Source organism: Candidatus Binatia bacterium (assembly GCA_029243485.1).
Lineage (GTDB): Bacteria > Desulfobacterota > Binatia > UBA12015 > UBA12015 > VGTG01.
The window spans coordinates 119507-136459 of sequence record JAQWRY010000021.1 but is presented as its reverse complement, the minus strand read 5'-3'; the positions used below and the strand labels follow the sequence as shown (position 1 = coordinate 136459).

Below are 16953 nucleotides of genomic sequence, written 5' to 3'. Positions count from 1 at the left end.
TGGGCGAATCGCCCGGGGTTGCCTACTTCTTCTCGTCGGTAAGGAGCTGCTCGAAGTACTCCCGCAACGAGATCCGCCCGACTTGCGGCGCGACGGCGCTCACCTGTCCCGCCGTTACGAGAAACTCGGCGAGGTCTCCGAACTGCGTGCTGAGAAGCCCGATTCCGCGGGCGAGCAGGTTGCACAGCCAGATCGGCACGGCGGTGATCTTCGGCTCACGTCCGAGGACCTCGAAGGCGAGCTCGGCCGCTTCGCGCTGGGTGTAGATGTCGGGGCCGCCTGCGCCCAGTTCTCGCTCTGGGCTATCGAGTGCATCGGCGCAGACGCGACCGACATCGGCGCCGTGGATCGGGTTCATGCAATTGGTCCCGTCGCCGATCACGAAGGAGCGCCCGCGGCGTGCCATGTCGAGAAGGGCGCCCATGTCGGAAAAGTAGCCCGAGGGCCGGACGATGGTGTGTTCGAGCCCGCTCGATTCGAGGGCGGCGACGACCTTCTCGTGCGCGCGAACAATCTCGAGATGTGCGACCACGTTGGGATCCCACAGCGATACGTAGACGAACTTGCGAACTCCGGCGGCCGTCGCGGCTTCGATGAGGTTCTTGTTCGCCAGGTGGTCGACTTGGTCGAACGTCAGGCCGTCACGCTGCCGAGAGATGCCGACGCTGGATATGACTGCGTCGACGCCGTCGAATGCGCCGGGCAGCACCTCGGGCCGAGTGACCTCGGCGACGGCGACTTCAGCACATGCCTGGCGAACGGCCGGCGCGCCGAAGGGGCCGATCTCTCCGAGGCGCTCCTCGCTTCGCGTGAGCGCCCGCACGCTGTAGCCGCGCGTGGCCAACTCCTGCACGATGTAGCGCCCGACGTATCCGGTACTGCCGGCAACGAGGATGGTCTCGCTGGTGCTCAAAGCTGCTCCTGCTCGAGGAGGGGAAGAGCTCGTTCCGAGAACAGCTCGAGATTGGCCCGCGCGAACTCGGGCTCCATGCCCACCATGTTGAACACGCCCACGAAGCGGTCGGCGCGGAGCTGCCGACACGTCGCGGCGATCTTCTCGGCTACCTGCTCGGGGGTCCCCCACGGGTGCGCGTTCACGAAGACCTCGGTCATCGATTCGGGTACCTGCATCCCGTAGTGCTGGACGGCGCTGTCCCAGTACCGGCCGATGTGTTCGTAGGCGAGCTCGCGGGCGCGGTTCTCGTTCTCGTCACACACGACCCAGCCGACGTAGATCGCCGGGATTGGCTCGCGCTGGTGGAGCCGAAGAAAGTGCTCGCGATACGCTTCGTGATCGATTTGATGCTGCTCGAGCGGTTTCTGCGGAATAAAGAGGAGGCCCACGTCGAGCTCGGCACAGAGGGGGAACGACTCAGGTGAAACGGCCGACGCGTACGTTCGACCTCGGAACGACTTGAACGGTCGCGGGCGAATGTCGGCCCGTTTCTGTTGGATGTAGGTCCCATCGAACTCGCAGTAGCCCTGTTCGAGTCCGTTGATCACCATCTTTGCGGACTCGGCAAAGCGCGCACGACTGGTCTCGACGTCGACGCCGTAGAGCCCGTACTCCTTCGGAGCGGTTCCCCGCCCTACGCCGAGAATGACCCGCCCGCCGGAGATCGCGTCCAGCATTGCGATTTTTTCGGTCACCCACATCGGGTCGTGCCACGGGAGGACCGAGACCATCGTGCCGAGATCGAGCTTCGTCGTTGCCGCGGCCATGAACGAGAGCCACTGGAACGGGTCCGGACTCAGCATGTAATCGCCGAAGTGGTGTTCCGTGCACCACGCCGAATCGAAGCCGAGCGCTTCGGCGCGGACGGCGTCCGCAATCTCTCTCTGGTAGACGACGTGGTCCTCGACTCCGGGTTGGCTCTGAAAGACCGTTCCAAATCCGACATGCATGGGGGGCTCTCTCTCAGATCGACGCGCCGTATGCCAGCAACGTCGCTCGCCGATGCGGGCTGCGCCGATCGCGCCGGGTCGGGAAAGAAGGAGGAACGACCCCGTCAGTTCGTCGTAGAGGGCGATCATGAATTCGCGATCGACGTCGCTCAGCTCCGCCGCGGGTCCGTTCTGGTAGCGGTCGCGCCCCTTCTCCGTGACGAACATTCGAGTGGTGATTCCCGGCTTGATGTACGGACTATGGACGTCCATCAGGTGGAGGTAGAGGAAGAAGGGCTGCTTGCCTTTCTCGAGGAAGGGCCACGCGGCATCGAAGACCTGGTCGGCCTGGCACGGGGGCTTCTTCTTCGGCCGCAGTCCACCGCATTCGATTTCGATGAACTCGTCGAACCCCTGAGCGAACCCGTTCTCTGGAGAGAGCTATGGGTTCGATACGACCGCGGCGGTCGCGTATCCCGCGTCGGGCATCGATTCGGCAAGGACCGTGAGTGAGTCGTCCAGCACGGGCCGCTTTCGTCCGTTTCCGAAGGACAGGTCGCGCGCGTAGAGCTGGACGCCGCTCTCCGATGGGTACCGGCCGGTGAAGAGGCTGGAGACTGCGGGGGCCGTCTGGGCAGAGACGCTCGAGAGGTTCGTGAACAAAACACCCTCACGCGCGAGCGCGTCGAGATTGGGACTCGTGGGGCGCGTGTCGCCGAACATGCCGAGGTGATCGCGCCGAAGAGCGTCGATCACGACGAGTACGACGTTGGGGGATGTCGCCGGCGGTGCTGCAGCGAGATCCGTACAGGGCGCAGGGGAGGGGTCGAGACGACACGCCGGCGGGTGGATGATCGGTCCTCGTGTTGCGGGGGGTGACTCGCGAGCGATCTCGAAGACCTTTTCCGGACCGGCCGTGGGGATGAGTCGCATCTCGGGATCGCGCATCGCGCGTTGTCCCCAGAGTTTTCGATACGCGATGAAGTACTGGGGGTCGAAGTCACCGAGGAACTGATCCCGTATCCCATCGAGCATTAGGTCGGCCGGAACGCGGATCACCGGGTTGCCACACATCCAGTGAACGCTCCACGGCTCGTCGGTCATGACGAGCTCACCGGGGGCGAGGACCGAGCAATCCAGGCTCATCGTTTCGGGCGCGGCGGCGATGCTTCGCGATCCCGCGGCGATCGTCCATGTGAGTCCCGCGGAGAGTACGATCAGGCCGGCCCATAAGGGGCGCTCGAAATTCGCCCAGCGGAACGTGGGCCGCCGCGCTTCCACCCATTGCAGTGTTCTTTCGACCGCGCCGATTCCAACCAGAATTCCGAAGATGGCCGGAAACAGCGGGTATCGCAGGTGGTCGAAGGCCGGATACGTGAGCACGATCATCAGGCTGAAGCCGAGTCCAGACAAAGCGAGGACGCGCTCCTCGACCGTGGCGCGCGACGGCGAGCGCGCAACGCAGAGAACGCCGGCGAGGAGCCACCAGCCGGCGAAGCGATACCGGCTCGACGTGAAGAATTCCGACGACAGCTGGCTGGCGTGGGAGAGACAGGCCTCCACGACCTTGTCGAAGTGCGCTTGGATGAAGGTGAAGGTGCCGACGTACTCGGTCCCGTAGCGGTAGGCGCGCGCCTCCGGGAAGTGTTCGAAGACGTGACGGTATCCGTCATACGGCGGAAGGCCGGTCATGATCGTCGAGAACCAGGACACGACGGCCGTTCCGGCGACGACCGCGAGAACGTAGAGCGCGACCGGAGACCGAAGCAGCGCCCTGGGTCGCCGGACGTCCCAGGCGATTGCCACGGCGACGGCCAAGGCAATGGGCGCGAGGTTCGGACGGGTGAGCCACGCGAGCACCGTCGCGAGCGCACAGACGATCGCGCCGCTTCGAGCGCGGCCGGCGCCGGCCGCCGTCGCGACGATCAGAAGACAGGCTGCGAGCCCTGTGACTTCCGAGAGCAGGCTGGTGCTCACCATCGCCCAGATCGGAGACGTCACCACGAGGATCGTAGCCGCGGCGGCCAGAACGGGTCTCGCAAAGCGACATGTGAGCAGAAACATCCCGACGGCGACCAGAGCCGAGAAGAGAATATGCGCGTACACCGTTTCGCGAAGGTCGGCTCCGGCGCTGAACGCCCCGGCGAGGAGCAGGGGGAGCACAGGGGCGCGCGATGCCGCCGCAGGAAGTGGAGGCGGCCCCGGCAGCGAGTAGTACCACTGGACCGGGTTCACGAAGCCATGTCCGAGCGACAGGGCGTTGGCGATTGAGACGTGCTCGATCACGTCGGGGCTGAGCAGGATCCGCGCGGGGTCGAGCGCGATCGTCGAGACAGTCACCGCGACGGCGAATACCAGTACCGCACCGACGAACCGGACGGTGCGGGTCGTCGGGTTGAGGGCGGGTCGGGACACCGGAGGAGCCTAGCCAACCCGACCTACGGTGTCATCCGGCAGGCGGGCGTGACTTCGAACACACGACCCTTGGCGCTCTCGGTGATCAGGACGTTGCCTGTCCAGAACAGGCTGCCCTCCCCAACTCCACAGCACCTTCCCGCGCTTGCTGTCGATGAGAGCGATCCGGTCGAGATTGCGCAGGCTGATCAGGAGGTCGGAGTCCTCGAGTCCCGCTGGCGGGTCGAGACGAATTCAATGCTGTTCGGATGGAATGCGTCCTTCCACTTTTCGAGCTAGCTCGGATCGGGTTTCAAGGCTCTGCGGGCGGCGGGTCTTCGCAGCCCGGCGCCGATGGGGTGAGGCGGCACCTTGGCGGCCGTACGATGAGCCCTGGCTTCTTCGCGAGGGGGGCGTTCGTGAACTCGAACGCGAAACCGATGCCGAACGGTCCGAGGAATCGGAGCTCCGGGTCTTCTTTCGCACGGCTCGTGAGCACTTTCCTGTAGGTAATGAAGTAGCGAGGTGCGTAGTCGGCCAGGAAGCGCAGCCGGACTTCCTCAGAAGGGAAATTACTCGGCACCCGCACCGCCGGGTTTCCGCACATCCAATGGACGCGCCATGGCTCGTCGCTCATGATTAGCGTGCCGGGTTCGAACAGCGAGCAGTCCACCGATCGCGATTTGTTCGGGCTAACGATGGTGGGCGGCAGCGACGGGAGGGTCAACAGAACCCAGACGGAGGGCGCAAGAACACAGGCCCAAGCTCCATGGTTCAGCATGTCTGGCTGAAACGCGGGGAGGCGCTTCTCGCACCAGGTGATCGCTTGCTCGAGGGCTCCCGCCCCAGCAAGAATTCCGAACGTCGCCGGGAACAGCGGGTAGCGGAGTCGGTCGAACGTCGGATACGAAAGCACGATCATTGTGCTGAAGCCGAGCCCGCCGAGCACGAGGATTCGTTGCTCTACGGTCGAGCGAGACGGCGCACTCAGGACGGAGATCGTTCCCGCGAGAAGCCACCATCCGGCGAACTGGAACTGACCGGATTCGAAGAGCGTTGCCGACAACGAGCGTGCATTCGCGAGGCAGGCCGCAACGATTTTGTCGAAATGGGCCTCGATGAAGGTCGCTGCCCCGACGTACTCGAGCCCGTAGCGGAAGGCTCGGGCCTCGGGGAAGTGTTCGAACGCATGTCGATAGCCGTCGTAGGGGGGGAGTCCCGTGCCGGCCGTGATCAGCCAGGATACGAGGCTCATCGAGCTGATCACCGTGACCAGGTAGACGGGTACGGGGGAACGAATGAACGCCGACGGCCGGCGGACATCCCAGGCGACGGCGACCGCAACCGCCAACCCGAGCGGTGCAAGATTCGGTCGTGTGAGCCAGGCCAGAACGGTGACCACGGCGCAGAGGATCGCGCCGGACCACGAGCGACCGACGCCAGCGGCCGTCGCGATCACGAGCATGGAGACTGCGAGTCCGGTGATCTCCGTGAGTGCGGTATTGGTTACGACGGTCCAGGACGAGGTGGTCACGATCAGGAGGACTGCCGCCGCGGCCAACGGTGGCCGCGTGAACCGACACGTGACCAGGAACATCCCTATGGCCACGAACCCTGCCAAGACGATGTGCGCATACATCGCCTGCGCAAGGTTGGCCCCGGTGCTGAACGCGCCGGTCAACAACAAGGGCACCACGGGTGCCCGCGTGGCCGCAGCTGGGATCGGCGGTGGGCCCGGGAGCGCGAAGTACCACTGGATCGGGTTGACGAAGCCCTGTCCGAGCGTGAAGGCGTTGGCGATCGATACGTGCTCCTTGACGTCCGGCGTCAGGATGAGAAGAGCCGGCTCGAACAGCATCAGCGCTCGCGCCAGCACGAACAGGAAAACGAGCGAACCGCCGACCCAACGCGCCGAGCGACTAGCGCTCATCCGAGACACGCAGGCTGCCATTGACGACACGGAGCGGGGCTTCGTTGATCCGGGCGGCCTCCTTCATCCGCCGAGCCTATCGCAGCGCTGGAACGACTGCACCCGGCCCCCTTGGGGTGGCTCGGAAGACCTCCGGACTGGTTTCGTTCGATCGCCGTCTCAGGGAAGTAGCCGCCCCAGCAATTCCCCGACGCGACATCGTGGAGTTGGACCGTGACGCCGGTTGGCGCGGTGAGCGGCAGGTGTGGGGCATCGAGAATCGTACCGCGGCCCGTCGTGATGATCATCGAGCGCCGGTCGAAGTTGCGCAGGCCACGGGCGTGAGTTTTTCAGCGTCGGCCGCGTCGCGGCTTCCTGTCGCTTACATTCCAGCAAGGGATCAGCCATTAATCTGACTCGTGAATCGTTTCCACAGCGCTCTGAGAGCTTTCGCCTTCACGCTCGTCCTGGTTCTTGGGGGCCGCGCGGGGGCGCAGCCCGCCGCAGTGGAAGGATCGCTGCCGGCCACGCCGCCTCCGGTCGAGGAGACCGCGTTGGGCGAGATCGATAGCGGCGCTCGTGAGGAAGGACGCGCGCTTCAGGCGATCTCGAAGATCGAGGAGATCACGGTTACGGCGCGGCGTCGCGAAGAGTTCCTCGAAGACACTCCGATTGCCGTGACGGCCCTCAGCATGGCGTCGTTGCAGAACTCCAACGTCACGCGGATCGACCAGATCCAGCAGCTCGTCCCTAACCTCACGATCCAGAGTGGCGGATCCGCGCAGGTCGCCCAGATCGTCATTCGTGGTGTCGGTAGCTCCGGCGTCGGCGTGTCGTTCGATCCGGGAGTGGGTCTCTACATCGACGGCGTGTACTTGCCGCGCGCGCAGGGCTCGATCTTCGACGTGGTCGACATCCAGTCGGTCGAAGTCTTGCGCGGTCCGCAGGGGACCTTGTTCGGAAAGAACACTGTGGGCGGCGCCGTGAGTGTCACGACGGTGAAGCCCGGCGACGAGTTGAAGGCGCTGTTTTCGGTGCGCCCCGGAAACATGGGGCAGATCCGCACGCGCATGAGTCTCGACGTTCCGGTCATCGATGGGATGTTGTTCTCGCGGTTCACCTTCGCCTCACGTAATCGCGACGGCTACGTGTACAACAAGAACTTCGACGAGTTCTGGGGTGAGGAGAACGGCCTCTCGTTCATCGGCGCACTGCGTTTCGTGCCGACGAGTGATCTCACGATCGACGTGAGCGGCAGCTGGTTCAAGGATCAAACTCACAGCGCGAGCGGCGAGTGTGTCTTCATCCAGCCGGGAGGGCTGGGCAGCGAGGACTACTACAACCGTTGTCGCCAGACGAGCCCGCGTGTGATTTCGACGAACGTCGACCAGATCGCAGCGACGTCGTCTTGGGGTGCCTGGGGAACGATTGCGTACGACGTCGGGGATCTTGGCCCGCTGCAGGAGATCACGGCGAAGTCGATCACGAGTTGGCGTCAGCAGAAGAGTCCGACGGCGGGGGACGTAGACGGAACGGCGCTCCCGGTAATCCAGATCGCGAACATTGGCGGCGCGGACCCGATCGACGGGCGGGCCGGGACGGCGCAGCAGGTTCAGCAAGAGCTGCAGCTCGCGGCGTCCGCGTGGGAGGAGAAGATCAGCTTCGTGACCGGCGCCTTCCTCTTCTGGGAGAAGTCGGATCGCCGCAACGGTGTGCAGGTTCCCCTCGTCAATCAGAACAACGTCACCCGGGTGATCTCGGACAACTGGAACTGGGCCCTGTTCGCTCAAGGCACGGTGAGCCCGCTCGACTGGCTCAGCGTCACGGGCGGGATCCGGTACACCGAAGACAAGAAGGGTAGTCAGCAAATCAATCGGAACGTGAACCTTCCCGAAGAGGATCAGGTTTTCGTCAACGTGACGGGGGACAAGATCTTCACGGCTTGGACGCCGATGGCGAGTCTCGCGCTCTTCGCTCCCGAGGAGTGGCTCGCGCCGGCGCAGCTCGATCACCTGATGGGCTACTTCACGTACTCGCGCGGCTTCAAAGGGGGCGGCTTGAATGCGGTTCTGGGTGGTGATGCCGATCTCGGACTGCTCCCGTTCGAGCCGGAGACGCTCGATAACTTCGAGATCGGTGCCAAGATCATCGGGTTCGATCAGCGCGTCACGTTGAATCTGGCGGTGTTCGAAAGCAAGTACGACGGCATTCAGAGGACGCAGCTCGAATCGGAGATCGGCGACGAGGGGGAACTCGAGGTTCGCGCCCTCACCCTCAACGCGGCGAAGGCGAGGATCCGGGGCGTCGAGGCGGAGCTCCGGGCGATTCCGATCGACGGCCTGATGATCACCGCGAACTTCGGCTTCCTCGATGCGAAGTACGATTCCTTCCCGAACTCCACGAACTCGCTCGGGGGGTCGGAGCCCCTGGATCGCTCGGGCGAGCGGCTTCCCAACTCGCCCGAGTACAACTCGTTCGTGGCTGCTCAGTACTCGATTCCGGTCGAGGTGGAGGGCTGGCTCTCGGGCTTCCTCACCCCCCGCGTCGAGTGGGCCTACCGGGATCGGGACATGTTCGTCGGCCCGGAACTCGAGCAGGCCACGCAGCCAGGGTACAGCCTGCTGAACGCGCGGCTGAGCTACGACTTCCTGGACGACCGGGCGCAGGTCGCTCTCTGGGGCCGGAATCTGACGGACGAGACCTACTTCAATTCGGCCTTCAATCTCGCCGGTTCGATCGGAACCCTCCAGAGGACCTACGCGGCTCCTCGGCTCTGGGGGGCCGAGCTGACCTACCAGTTCTAACCTCCTCGGGGCCCCGTGCGGCGCAACAGCTTGTTGCACGGCGTTTCGGACGGTCACCCGGCGGTGACCGTCGGGATAGCTCCTCGGGTGCCCTAGGGCTCTGATTTTATTAGATTTTCCTTCTGTGGGGGTACTGGAATCGGACTTGCGATACTCCTGATCCATGACGTACGGCGAACGCGGCCGAGGGGGAATCCGATATGACCACTCGAGCCGCAGTCCGCTCCGCTCTGGTGCTCGCCGTGCTGGCCGTTCCGTCTCTCTCGGTCGCCCTGTCGGTCACGAATGTGTCGGTCACGAACTTCAGCGATCCCGATGTCACTCAGAACACGGGCAACGGGATCCTTCGGCAGTAAAGCTCGGCCGTCCTTGCCACCATGGCCCCGGTCACGGCAGGCGCCGTCACGGAGTTCTCGAACCATTTCGCGTTTTTCCAGGACATGCGGGTCGTCCAGCCGGGGGCGCCCAACTTCGCTCTGATCTACCGGCACAACGTCGGGTACGAGATGGAGTTCCGGTCGATGATCCCCTGAACGAGGGGTACCAGATCAGCGTCGATCACGTGATGCGCGGCCGCATCACCGTCCGGCGCGACGAGCCGATAGCCGTTCAGGCCGGCGCGGGCCTTCTCCTGGGGCGCCTCGACGCGAACGATGGCGGCGGGCCGATCCACTACGCCGGGTTCTTATACGGCACCAGCACGGACGACTTGAGCACGCTCGGCCACCTCGCGACCGTCATGGTGACGTCGCAGACGCCGATCGTCGACACCGATCTGGATGGTATCCCCGACGCCGACGACAACTGCCCGCTCACGCCGAACCCGGGTCAGGAAGATTACGACGGCGACGGTGAGGGCGACGTATGCGACCTGATCGAAGTGCCGGCCTTCGTGAAGAAGGGAACGATCTGGACCCTCAAGCCGGAACCCCGACGACTACCTCTTCAAGATCCGCCTCAAGAACAAGGGCTTCACGGGACCGGTCCAGGCGCCGCTTCGTTTCTACACGATGAAGGAAAACGTGAACATCACCGCGGAGAACACGAACTGCCGGGTGCACACGACCGGGAAGATGGTTTGTAAGCCGTAAGCCGCACGCATCGGCGGAGGACACAAGAGCCGGGAACTGCACGTGGGGGACGATCCGCCCTGGCGGGTCCCCGGCGAATCCTTCATTGTCCACCGATGGTCTTCGATCCACGAGTACCCGAACGAGAGATCTGCGTCCTTCCGTATCAACTCGAGCGCTGGGCACGGGATAAGCCCGACGATGTCGCGATCCTCTTCTGCGGAGGTGAGAAGTGGACCTGGCGCGAGACGCTCGAGCTCACGCGTCGTGCGGCGAAGGGGCTTCAGGACCGAGGCGTCCAACCGGGCGACCACGTTTTGTCGTGGCAGCCCAACAATAGGGAGGCCGTCCTCACCTGGTTCGGTTTGAACTATCTCGGCGCCGTCTACGTCCCTCTCAACACGGCCTACCGCGCCAACCTGCTGCAGCACGTCGTCCAACTCTCGGACGCGACGCTGATGATCTGCCACGCGGATCTCGCGCCCCGGCTGGAAGAGATCGATTGCGGCTCCTTGCGCGAAGTGATCGTCACGCACGGCGAAGCATCGCTGCCCGGTCTGGCCGTTCATCCAGGAGCCACGCTTCTGCCGGAGGTTGGTCTGAGCGAGATGCCCTGTGTCGTCGAGCCGTGGGACACGCAGTACATCATCTTCACGTCGGGAACGACGGGGCCGTCCAAGGCAGTTCTCTCCTCCTACCTGCAGGGTTACGCGATGGGTCCCGAGGCCCACGGGTATGTCGACGCGAACGACCGCTCGCTAATCAACCTGCCGCTGTTTCATGCCGGCGGGACGATCTACTTCATCATGACGGTCGCCTGCGGGGGCTCGTGCTTCCTCGACGCCTACTTCAAGACGGACGAGTTCTGGCAGACTGTGCGGGACAACGAGCTGACCTCGGCCTGTCTTCTCGCCGCCATGATCCCGTTCCTCTTGAAACTGCCGCCGAGCAGCGGCGAGAAAGATCATCCACTGAAGAAGGCCGTCTGCGTCCCATGGAACGAGGACGCGATGGCAGTGGGGCGTCGCTACGGCATCGAGATGCGGACGACGTTCAACATGACCGAGATCTCTTCGCCGATGGTTTCGGATCCGTTCCCGCCGAAGAGCGGAACGTGTGGCAAGGTCCGAGCGGGTGTGGAAGCACGGGTGGTCGACCAGAACGACTGCGAGGTCTCGCCGGGCGAGGCGGGTGAACTGATTCTGCGCACCGAGCGCCCGTGGGGGATGAACCACGGCTACTACAAGAACCCGGAAGCCACGGCGCGGGCGTGGCGCAACGGCTGGTTCCATACGGGGGACGGTTTTAAGTACGACGAAGACGGCTATTTCTACTTCGTCGACCGAATCAAGGATGCGATTCGTCGCCGCGGCGAGAACATCTCGTCCTTCGAAGTGGAGAACGAAGTCACCGCCTTCGAGTCCGTGCGGGAAGCGGCGGCCGTTCCCGTGCCGAGCGATCTCGGTGAGGATGAAGTAATGGTCGTCGTCGCGGCCGTCGAGGGAAAGACTCTCGAGCCGACGGAGTTGTTTCACTTCCTGGAGCCGCGCATGGCTCACTTCATGCTGCCGCGGTTCATCCGCATCGTCGATGAACTCCCGAAGACGCCAACGCAGAAGGTGCAGAAGCACATATTAAAGGCTGCGGGCGTCACTTCCGATACGTGGGACCGGGAGGCCGCCGGAATTGCTGTCAAGCGCGAGCGGATCGGTAGGTAGAGATTGAACAAGGAACGAAGCGCCCCGGGGCCGTCGCCTCAGGACCTGCGGCAGAAGGTCGAAGACACGAGAGCGGCGTTGATGGATGACGCGCGCCCCGAGGCCGTCGCGAAACGGCGCACGCAGGAGTTGGCGACCGCGCGCGAGCGGCTGGGCGCCCTTGTCGATGAGGGTACTTTTCGCGAGGTCGGTGCCCTCGTCCAACCCGATCGCAGCAACGAGCTCAATCGCGATCTCATCGCACCGGCGGACGGGGCCATTGCAGGCACGGGTATGCTGGATGGGCGCGAGGCGTGTGTGCTCGCGCAAGACTTCACCGTCTACGGAGGCAGCATCGGCGCGGTGGCCGACCGGAAGATGGGGCGGCTCATCGCGCGCGCCACCGATCGCGGTCTGCCGATGGTCATGCTCCTCGAGGGCGGTGGCCATCGCATCCAGGACGGTATGAACGCTGCGCATTTCGCCGCGGCGTCCCCGGTTTTTCATGACCTGAGCCGACTCTCGGGTTGGGTTCCGAACGTCGTCGCCGTGATGGGGCAGGGCTTCGCCGGTCCGACGGCGTACGCGGCGTTGGCCGACTTCGTCGTGATGATCCGCGGGAAGTCCACGATGGGCATCGCCGGCCCGGCGTTGGTGAAGGCCGGGATTGGTGAGGAGATCTCGAAGGAGGACCTCGGTGGCGCCGCACGGCAAGCGGACCAACGGGGCATCGCCGATCTCGCCGTCGACACCGAGGAAGAGTGCTTCGCGGCGATCCGAAAGTTTCTCTCCTACTTGCCGAAGAACGCCGGCGACCCGTTACCGATCCTTGCGTGCGACGACCCCGCGGACCGTCGCGACGACCGGCTCTTCGACATCGTTCCGGCGAACGGCCGCAAGGTCTACGACATGCGGAAGGTCGTCTCGATCCTCACGGATGCGGAAAGTGTCTTCGAGTTGAAGCCCGGCTTCGCGAAGAACATCCTCACCTGCTTCGCGCGGCTGGGTGGACGACCGGTCGGCATCCTCGCGAATCAGCCCTTTCATAAGGCCGGCGTCCTCGATGCGGCGGCTTGCGAGAAGGCCGCGCACTTCGTCGGGCTCTGCGACGCGTTCGGATTGCCGTTGGTGTCGCTGATCGACATTCCTGGCATGTCGATCGGTTCCGCGGCAGAAGACACCGGCCTCGGTCGTCGAAGTGGTCGGTTGTTCTTCGAGATGGGAATCGCAACCGTGCCTCGCGTCTCGGTCGTTCTTCGCAAAGGATACGGCGGTGGGTATTACGCGATGGGCGGCGGTCGAGCGTTCGATGCGGACGCCGCGTTTGCGTGGCCGACGGCCGAGATCTGCGCGATGTCGATCGAAGGTGCAGTCGACGTCGCGTACAAGAAGGAGTACGCGGCCGCGGAAGATCCCGAGGTGGCGCGTCAGGCGATGGTCGATCGCATTCGCAGTCAGACCGACGCCTTGGGTGCGGCCGGCGGCTTCGGCATCGATGACGTCATCGATCCGCGGGACACGCGGCGCCTGTTGATCGAGACGTTCGACTCGTGCCCGCGCCGCCGAGCGGACCGCAGCCCGCCCCGCGTCCGGCCGATCTCGCCGATCTGAGCCACCGGCCGAAACTGCCGATCGCCTCCGGCGACGACCTGGGGGCCACTGTGCGGCGTTCCCTCTGACCGCGAAGGAGAACATCAATGTCGCAGGCACGGCGGCCGCTGCGGGTTCTACGAAGGGTGGAACGGGGATGGCTCGTGGTCCGACCGCGCGATCGCCGAGTATCTCGGCGCGGTCGACCTCAACGCGAGACACGGGGTCTAGTGCATCGTAAGCGACATGCCATGTCGCTTACGGTGTACTAGTTCACGCCGCGCGCCTGGTCGCCCCAGTAGATGCCTCGCAGCGCCTTCTTGTCGGGCTTGCCGACCGCGGAGAGCGGAATCGAGTCGCGGAAGTCGACGGACTTCGGCGCCTGCACGGAGCCTTTCGCGTCTTTCACCGCGGCGATAAGCGCGCCCGCGAGCTCTTCGGAACCTTCGGCTCCGGGTCGTACGACGACGACCGCCTTGACGGACTCGCCCCAGCGCTCGTCGGGTACGCCGATGACCGCGACCTGCGCGACATCGGGGTGCGCCGATATCACGTCCTCCACTTCCTTGGGGAAGACGTTGAAGCCGCCGCTCACGATCATGTCTTTCTTGCGGTCGACGATGTGAAGGAAGCCGTCTTCGTCGAGTCGGCCGACGTCTCCGGTGTGGAGCCAGTCGCCTGCGAACGCTTCGGCCGTGGCTTCGGGCATCCCGTGGTAGCCCTTCATGACGAGCGGCCCACGCACGCAGATCTCACCGGCTTCGCCCTCCGCGACGTGCTCGTTGTCGTTGTCGAGTAGGGCGAGCGTCACCCAGGGCGACGGCCGACCGCAAGAGGCTAGTCGATTCGGCTTGGAGGGGTCGTGGTCGGCCTTCTTCATGTGGCTGAGGACCATCGGCGCTTCGGCCTGGCCGTAGATCTGGAAGAATACGTGGCCCCACTTCTCGAGTCCCTCCTTCAGGCGGGTGGGGCTCATCGGCGAGGCGCCGTAGAAGATCGTCTGCATGCTCGACATGTCCGCGGTCGCGGCGCGTGGGGAATCGAGCAGATAGTAAATCATCACGGGTACGAGGAAAGTCGCCGTGATCTTGTGCTCCTCGATCGTGTCGAAGAACTCGTCCGGTGTGAAGCCTTCCATCACGTAGAGAGCACCGCCGCGTTGCAGCGTCGGCACGAAGAGCGCGGCTCCGGCGTGCGAGAGGGGCGTCGGGATCAACACCCGGCAGTCTTCGGGCCACTCCCACTCGGCCATTTGCGCCATCGTCATCGCGGCGGCGCCGCGGTACGTCGCGAGCACGCCCTTCGGTCTGCCCGTCGTCCCACCGGTAAACGCGATCGAGCCGACGTCCTCGGCGCCGACGTTCGGTGCGACGAGTCGCTTCGGCGTGAAGCTGTCCGCGAGGGCCGCGTAGTCTTCCCCGACTTGGGAGGGGCCGAACGCGAGTAGGTTCTTCAGTCGCGGCACCCGCTCGGCCAACTCGGCCGCCCGTTCCGCAAAGAGTCGCGGATCGAAGATGAGAGTTTCGACTTCCGCGTCCTCGAGAACATAGGCGTGATCGTCGAGCGAGCCCATCGGGTGCAACGCCGTGCCGCAGCAACCGGTCACCTGCATCGCGGCGATGTTGTAGAGCACTTCCGGCCGGTTCGCGGAGATCACCGCGACGCGGGATCCGACCCCGAGCCCTTTGGACTGGAGGGCCTGCGCATACTGGCTCGCGCGAGCGCGAACCTCCGCGTAGGTGGCTGTCGTCTCGCCGAGGTGGAGGCAGGGGCGATCGTCATACCGTTCGAGGCCGCTGATGATGAGATGCGGCATCAGCACGGGATCGAAGAGCGAAGATTTGGGCGTCGTAGAAGAGCTCACGCCGGGCATCATAACGCGCCAATTCTCCATCGCGACCCCGCTCGGGGCCGCCACCGAAAAGGTCGGCTCACTGACCGGGACACTTACGGCCCAGGTCGCCCCGACGATGAGGAAGCTGCGGGGCGACGAATCCGTCCTGTGCCTCCCACGCCGATTGCATCGATTTGGGCGCGCCGTTTTGTGCTTCCGGGACCTGTTCCCGGAACTCGGGCGCTGCCGACCATCTGATGTGCTTCGGCATTCGAGATTCCGCCCGGATCAGGGCCCAGCTTCAGGTCGAGACGTCGCAGTTCGGCTCCTTCGACGGCAAGATCGCGAAGAAGAGTATCGAGCCCTGCGTCCCGGCAGGAAAGCTCCTCGGCGAAGTGCGCGATGTGTCGATGCGGCCCAATGTCCCAATCGGTCCGCTTCCGGTCGGAGGCGTCGCGGCCTCGAGCGAGTACCTCCGCTACAAGCTCACCGGTAAGAAATCGTTTCCGACGGATCACCCGGTTGTCGATCAATTCGGCTTGCGGATCGTCGACAAGCTGAAGGTGAAGCGACTCTACGAGGACAGTTTCGGCTACGCGGTGTTCGATAGTCGCAAGACGTCCTTCATGATCGGGACCGCGTTCGGCGCGGGCGTTGCGGTCGAGAGGGCCGCGGGGACGCGGACCTACATGCAGATGGCCACCGGCGGCATCAACGTTGGGATGGGGGCGCAGTGGTACCAGGTGGTGTTTCTCTTCTAGACCCGCGCCCGATTCCAGCAGTTCGTGAACGACGGTTGGGATGCCGGCGGTGGCGGTTCTCTGGTGGCTGCCGATGTAGGCGCCAATCTTGGCGCCACCTTTAAGAACGGCCTCGCGGTATTCCAGATCACCGAGAAGGGCCTGATGGGGGCGGCGGATCTCACCGGCACCAAATACTGGAAGGACGACGACCTGAACGCGCGATAGCCTCCGGGGGCGGCGCTCAGCGGAGTTTGGAGGCGGTTGTGGTTTTCACCGGAGGAGTGGAGTCCGCCGTGCCCGGCGCCCAGGTCATCTGCGTCCAGCCGTGGCTGGAGCGCAGCAGCTCGTTGCGCCACCCGTCGGCCCATTCAATTCGTGCAACGCCGTCCACGAGGCGCCAGCGTCCGCGCGTCTTCGTGCCGGGACCGGCCGCGGTCGACCAGGCACTCCCATCGGGCTCGAGCGTCACCTCGAAGCCGGGCTGGCCAGGGTCATGGGCGAATAGAAAAGTGCCGTTGAACTCGCCGTGCGGGACGGGCGTCGCGCCGTCGGAAACGCCGACCGGGCCTCGTGGCGTGGAGTCGGTGCACCCCACCGACATCCAGGTGGCCAGCAGGATCGAACAGATCAGACGGACGGGTCTCGCCATGGGGCGTAACCATATCGCCGAATCGTTCGAGGAGCGAGCTCGAGTCATTCCCTCGTGAGCGCGCCGCGCGCCGTCTTGAAGACCCGTCCGCCAATCTCCAACCTGGGCGCGAGTTGTAGTCTAAGAAGCGAGGGACGGCCCACCTCATACCCCTGCTCGACTCGGTACACGCCCCCCGCGGGAGTCGGCAGGAATGAGTGCGTTCCGATGTACTGCGGGAGGCAGGCATTAGTGCTGCCCGTCGCGAGGTCTTCGCCGACGCCGTTTGTGGGCGCGAACATGCGGGCGTGGATGTGATGTGGACGGGCCACTGTCCCTCCGTGTTCGCCTCGCCGATGAAGCTTGTCTCCGAGAAACCCATCTCTGCGGCGATTGCCTG

Annotated in this window: 15 protein-coding genes; 8 read left to right on the top strand and 7 right to left on the bottom strand. The window is 64.6% G+C overall.

What is annotated here, in order from left to right; translation table 11 throughout:
- Positions 1–22: 22 nt before the first annotated feature.
- The 4 genes from P8R42_07940 to P8R42_07925 all read right to left on the bottom strand — a co-directional run bounded on the left by P8R42_07940 (position 23) and on the right by P8R42_07925 (position 6208).
- A complete protein-coding gene (locus P8R42_07940) occupies positions 23–913 on the bottom strand; it encodes an SDR family oxidoreductase (protein MDG2304576.1) in 891 nt (296 codons plus the stop codon).
- Positions 910–2157: an LLM class flavin-dependent oxidoreductase gene (locus P8R42_07935; GenBank protein ID MDG2304575.1), complete on the bottom strand. Its 1248-nt coding sequence runs from the start codon at positions 2155–2157 to the stop codon at positions 910–912. Before P8R42_07935 ends, P8R42_07940 begins: the two co-directional genes overlap by 4 nt.
- A 168-nt stretch (positions 2158–2325) precedes the next feature.
- Positions 2326–4299, bottom strand: a complete 1974-nt coding sequence (locus P8R42_07930; protein ID MDG2304574.1) for a sulfatase-like hydrolase/transferase — start codon at positions 4297–4299, stop codon at positions 2326–2328.
- A gap of 292 nt (positions 4300–4591) precedes the next feature.
- A complete protein-coding gene (locus P8R42_07925; GenBank protein MDG2304573.1) occupies positions 4592–6208 on the bottom strand; it encodes a hypothetical protein in 1617 nt (538 codons plus the stop codon).
- A 398-nt stretch (positions 6209–6606) separates the two neighbouring features.
- Between P8R42_07925 and P8R42_07920 the strand changes: the two genes are divergently transcribed.
- The 6 genes from P8R42_07920 (at position 6607) to P8R42_07895 (ending at position 13369) form a co-directional block, all read left to right on the top strand.
- Positions 6607–8991, top strand: a complete 2385-nt coding sequence (locus P8R42_07920) for a TonB-dependent receptor (GenBank protein ID MDG2304572.1) — start codon at positions 6607–6609, stop codon at positions 8989–8991.
- A 200-nt stretch (positions 8992–9191) separates the two neighbouring features.
- Positions 9192–9347 (top strand): hypothetical protein, encoded by a 156-nt coding sequence (locus P8R42_07915; GenBank protein MDG2304571.1) that lies wholly within the window; start codon positions 9192–9194, stop codon positions 9345–9347.
- 21 nt (positions 9348–9368) lie between these two features.
- On the top strand, positions 9369–9524 hold the full coding sequence (locus P8R42_07910; GenBank protein ID MDG2304570.1) for a hypothetical protein: 156 nt from the start codon (positions 9369–9371) through the stop codon (positions 9522–9524).
- Positions 9525–9556: 32 nt separating this feature from the next.
- Positions 9557–10075, top strand: coding sequence for a thrombospondin type 3 repeat-containing protein (locus P8R42_07905; protein MDG2304569.1), 519 nt, complete (start codon positions 9557–9559; stop codon positions 10073–10075).
- A 102-nt stretch (positions 10076–10177) separates the two neighbouring features.
- Positions 10178–11779 carry an AMP-binding protein gene (locus P8R42_07900; GenBank protein ID MDG2304568.1) on the top strand — a complete coding sequence of 534 codons (1602 nt, stop codon included), beginning with the start codon at positions 10178–10180 and terminating at the stop codon, positions 11777–11779.
- A 3-nt stretch (positions 11780–11782) separates the two neighbouring features.
- Complete coding sequence (locus P8R42_07895) at positions 11783–13369, top strand: carboxyl transferase domain-containing protein (GenBank protein MDG2304567.1); 1587 nt, start codon at positions 11783–11785, stop codon at positions 13367–13369.
- A gap of 247 nt (positions 13370–13616) precedes the next feature.
- On the opposite strand, the gene P8R42_07890 is transcribed toward P8R42_07895, so the two are convergent.
- Positions 13617–15164 carry an AMP-binding protein gene (locus tag P8R42_07890; protein MDG2304566.1) on the bottom strand — a complete coding sequence of 516 codons (1548 nt, stop codon included), beginning with the start codon at positions 15162–15164 and terminating at the stop codon, positions 13617–13619.
- Positions 15165–15439: 275 nt separating this feature from the next.
- On the opposite strand from P8R42_07890, the gene P8R42_07885 reads away from it, so the two are divergent.
- Positions 15440–15943 carry a hypothetical protein gene (locus P8R42_07885; GenBank protein MDG2304565.1) on the top strand — a complete coding sequence of 168 codons (504 nt, stop codon included), beginning with the start codon at positions 15440–15442 and terminating at the stop codon, positions 15941–15943.
- A 24-nt stretch (positions 15944–15967) separates the two neighbouring features.
- Complete coding sequence (locus P8R42_07880) at positions 15968–16150, top strand: hypothetical protein (protein MDG2304564.1); 183 nt, start codon at positions 15968–15970, stop codon at positions 16148–16150.
- Positions 16151–16166: 16 nt separating this feature from the next.
- Here P8R42_07880 and P8R42_07875 read toward each other — a convergent pair whose 3' ends face one another.
- Both P8R42_07875 and P8R42_07870 read right to left on the bottom strand, forming a co-directional pair.
- Positions 16167–16574: a hypothetical protein gene (locus tag P8R42_07875; GenBank protein ID MDG2304563.1), complete on the bottom strand. Its 408-nt coding sequence runs from the start codon at positions 16572–16574 to the stop codon at positions 16167–16169.
- Between the two features lie 44 nt (positions 16575–16618).
- Entirely contained in the window at positions 16619–16885 is a 267-nt protein-coding gene (locus P8R42_07870) for a PhzF family phenazine biosynthesis protein (protein ID MDG2304562.1), read from the bottom strand.
- Between the last annotated feature and the right edge of the window lie 68 nt (positions 16886–16953).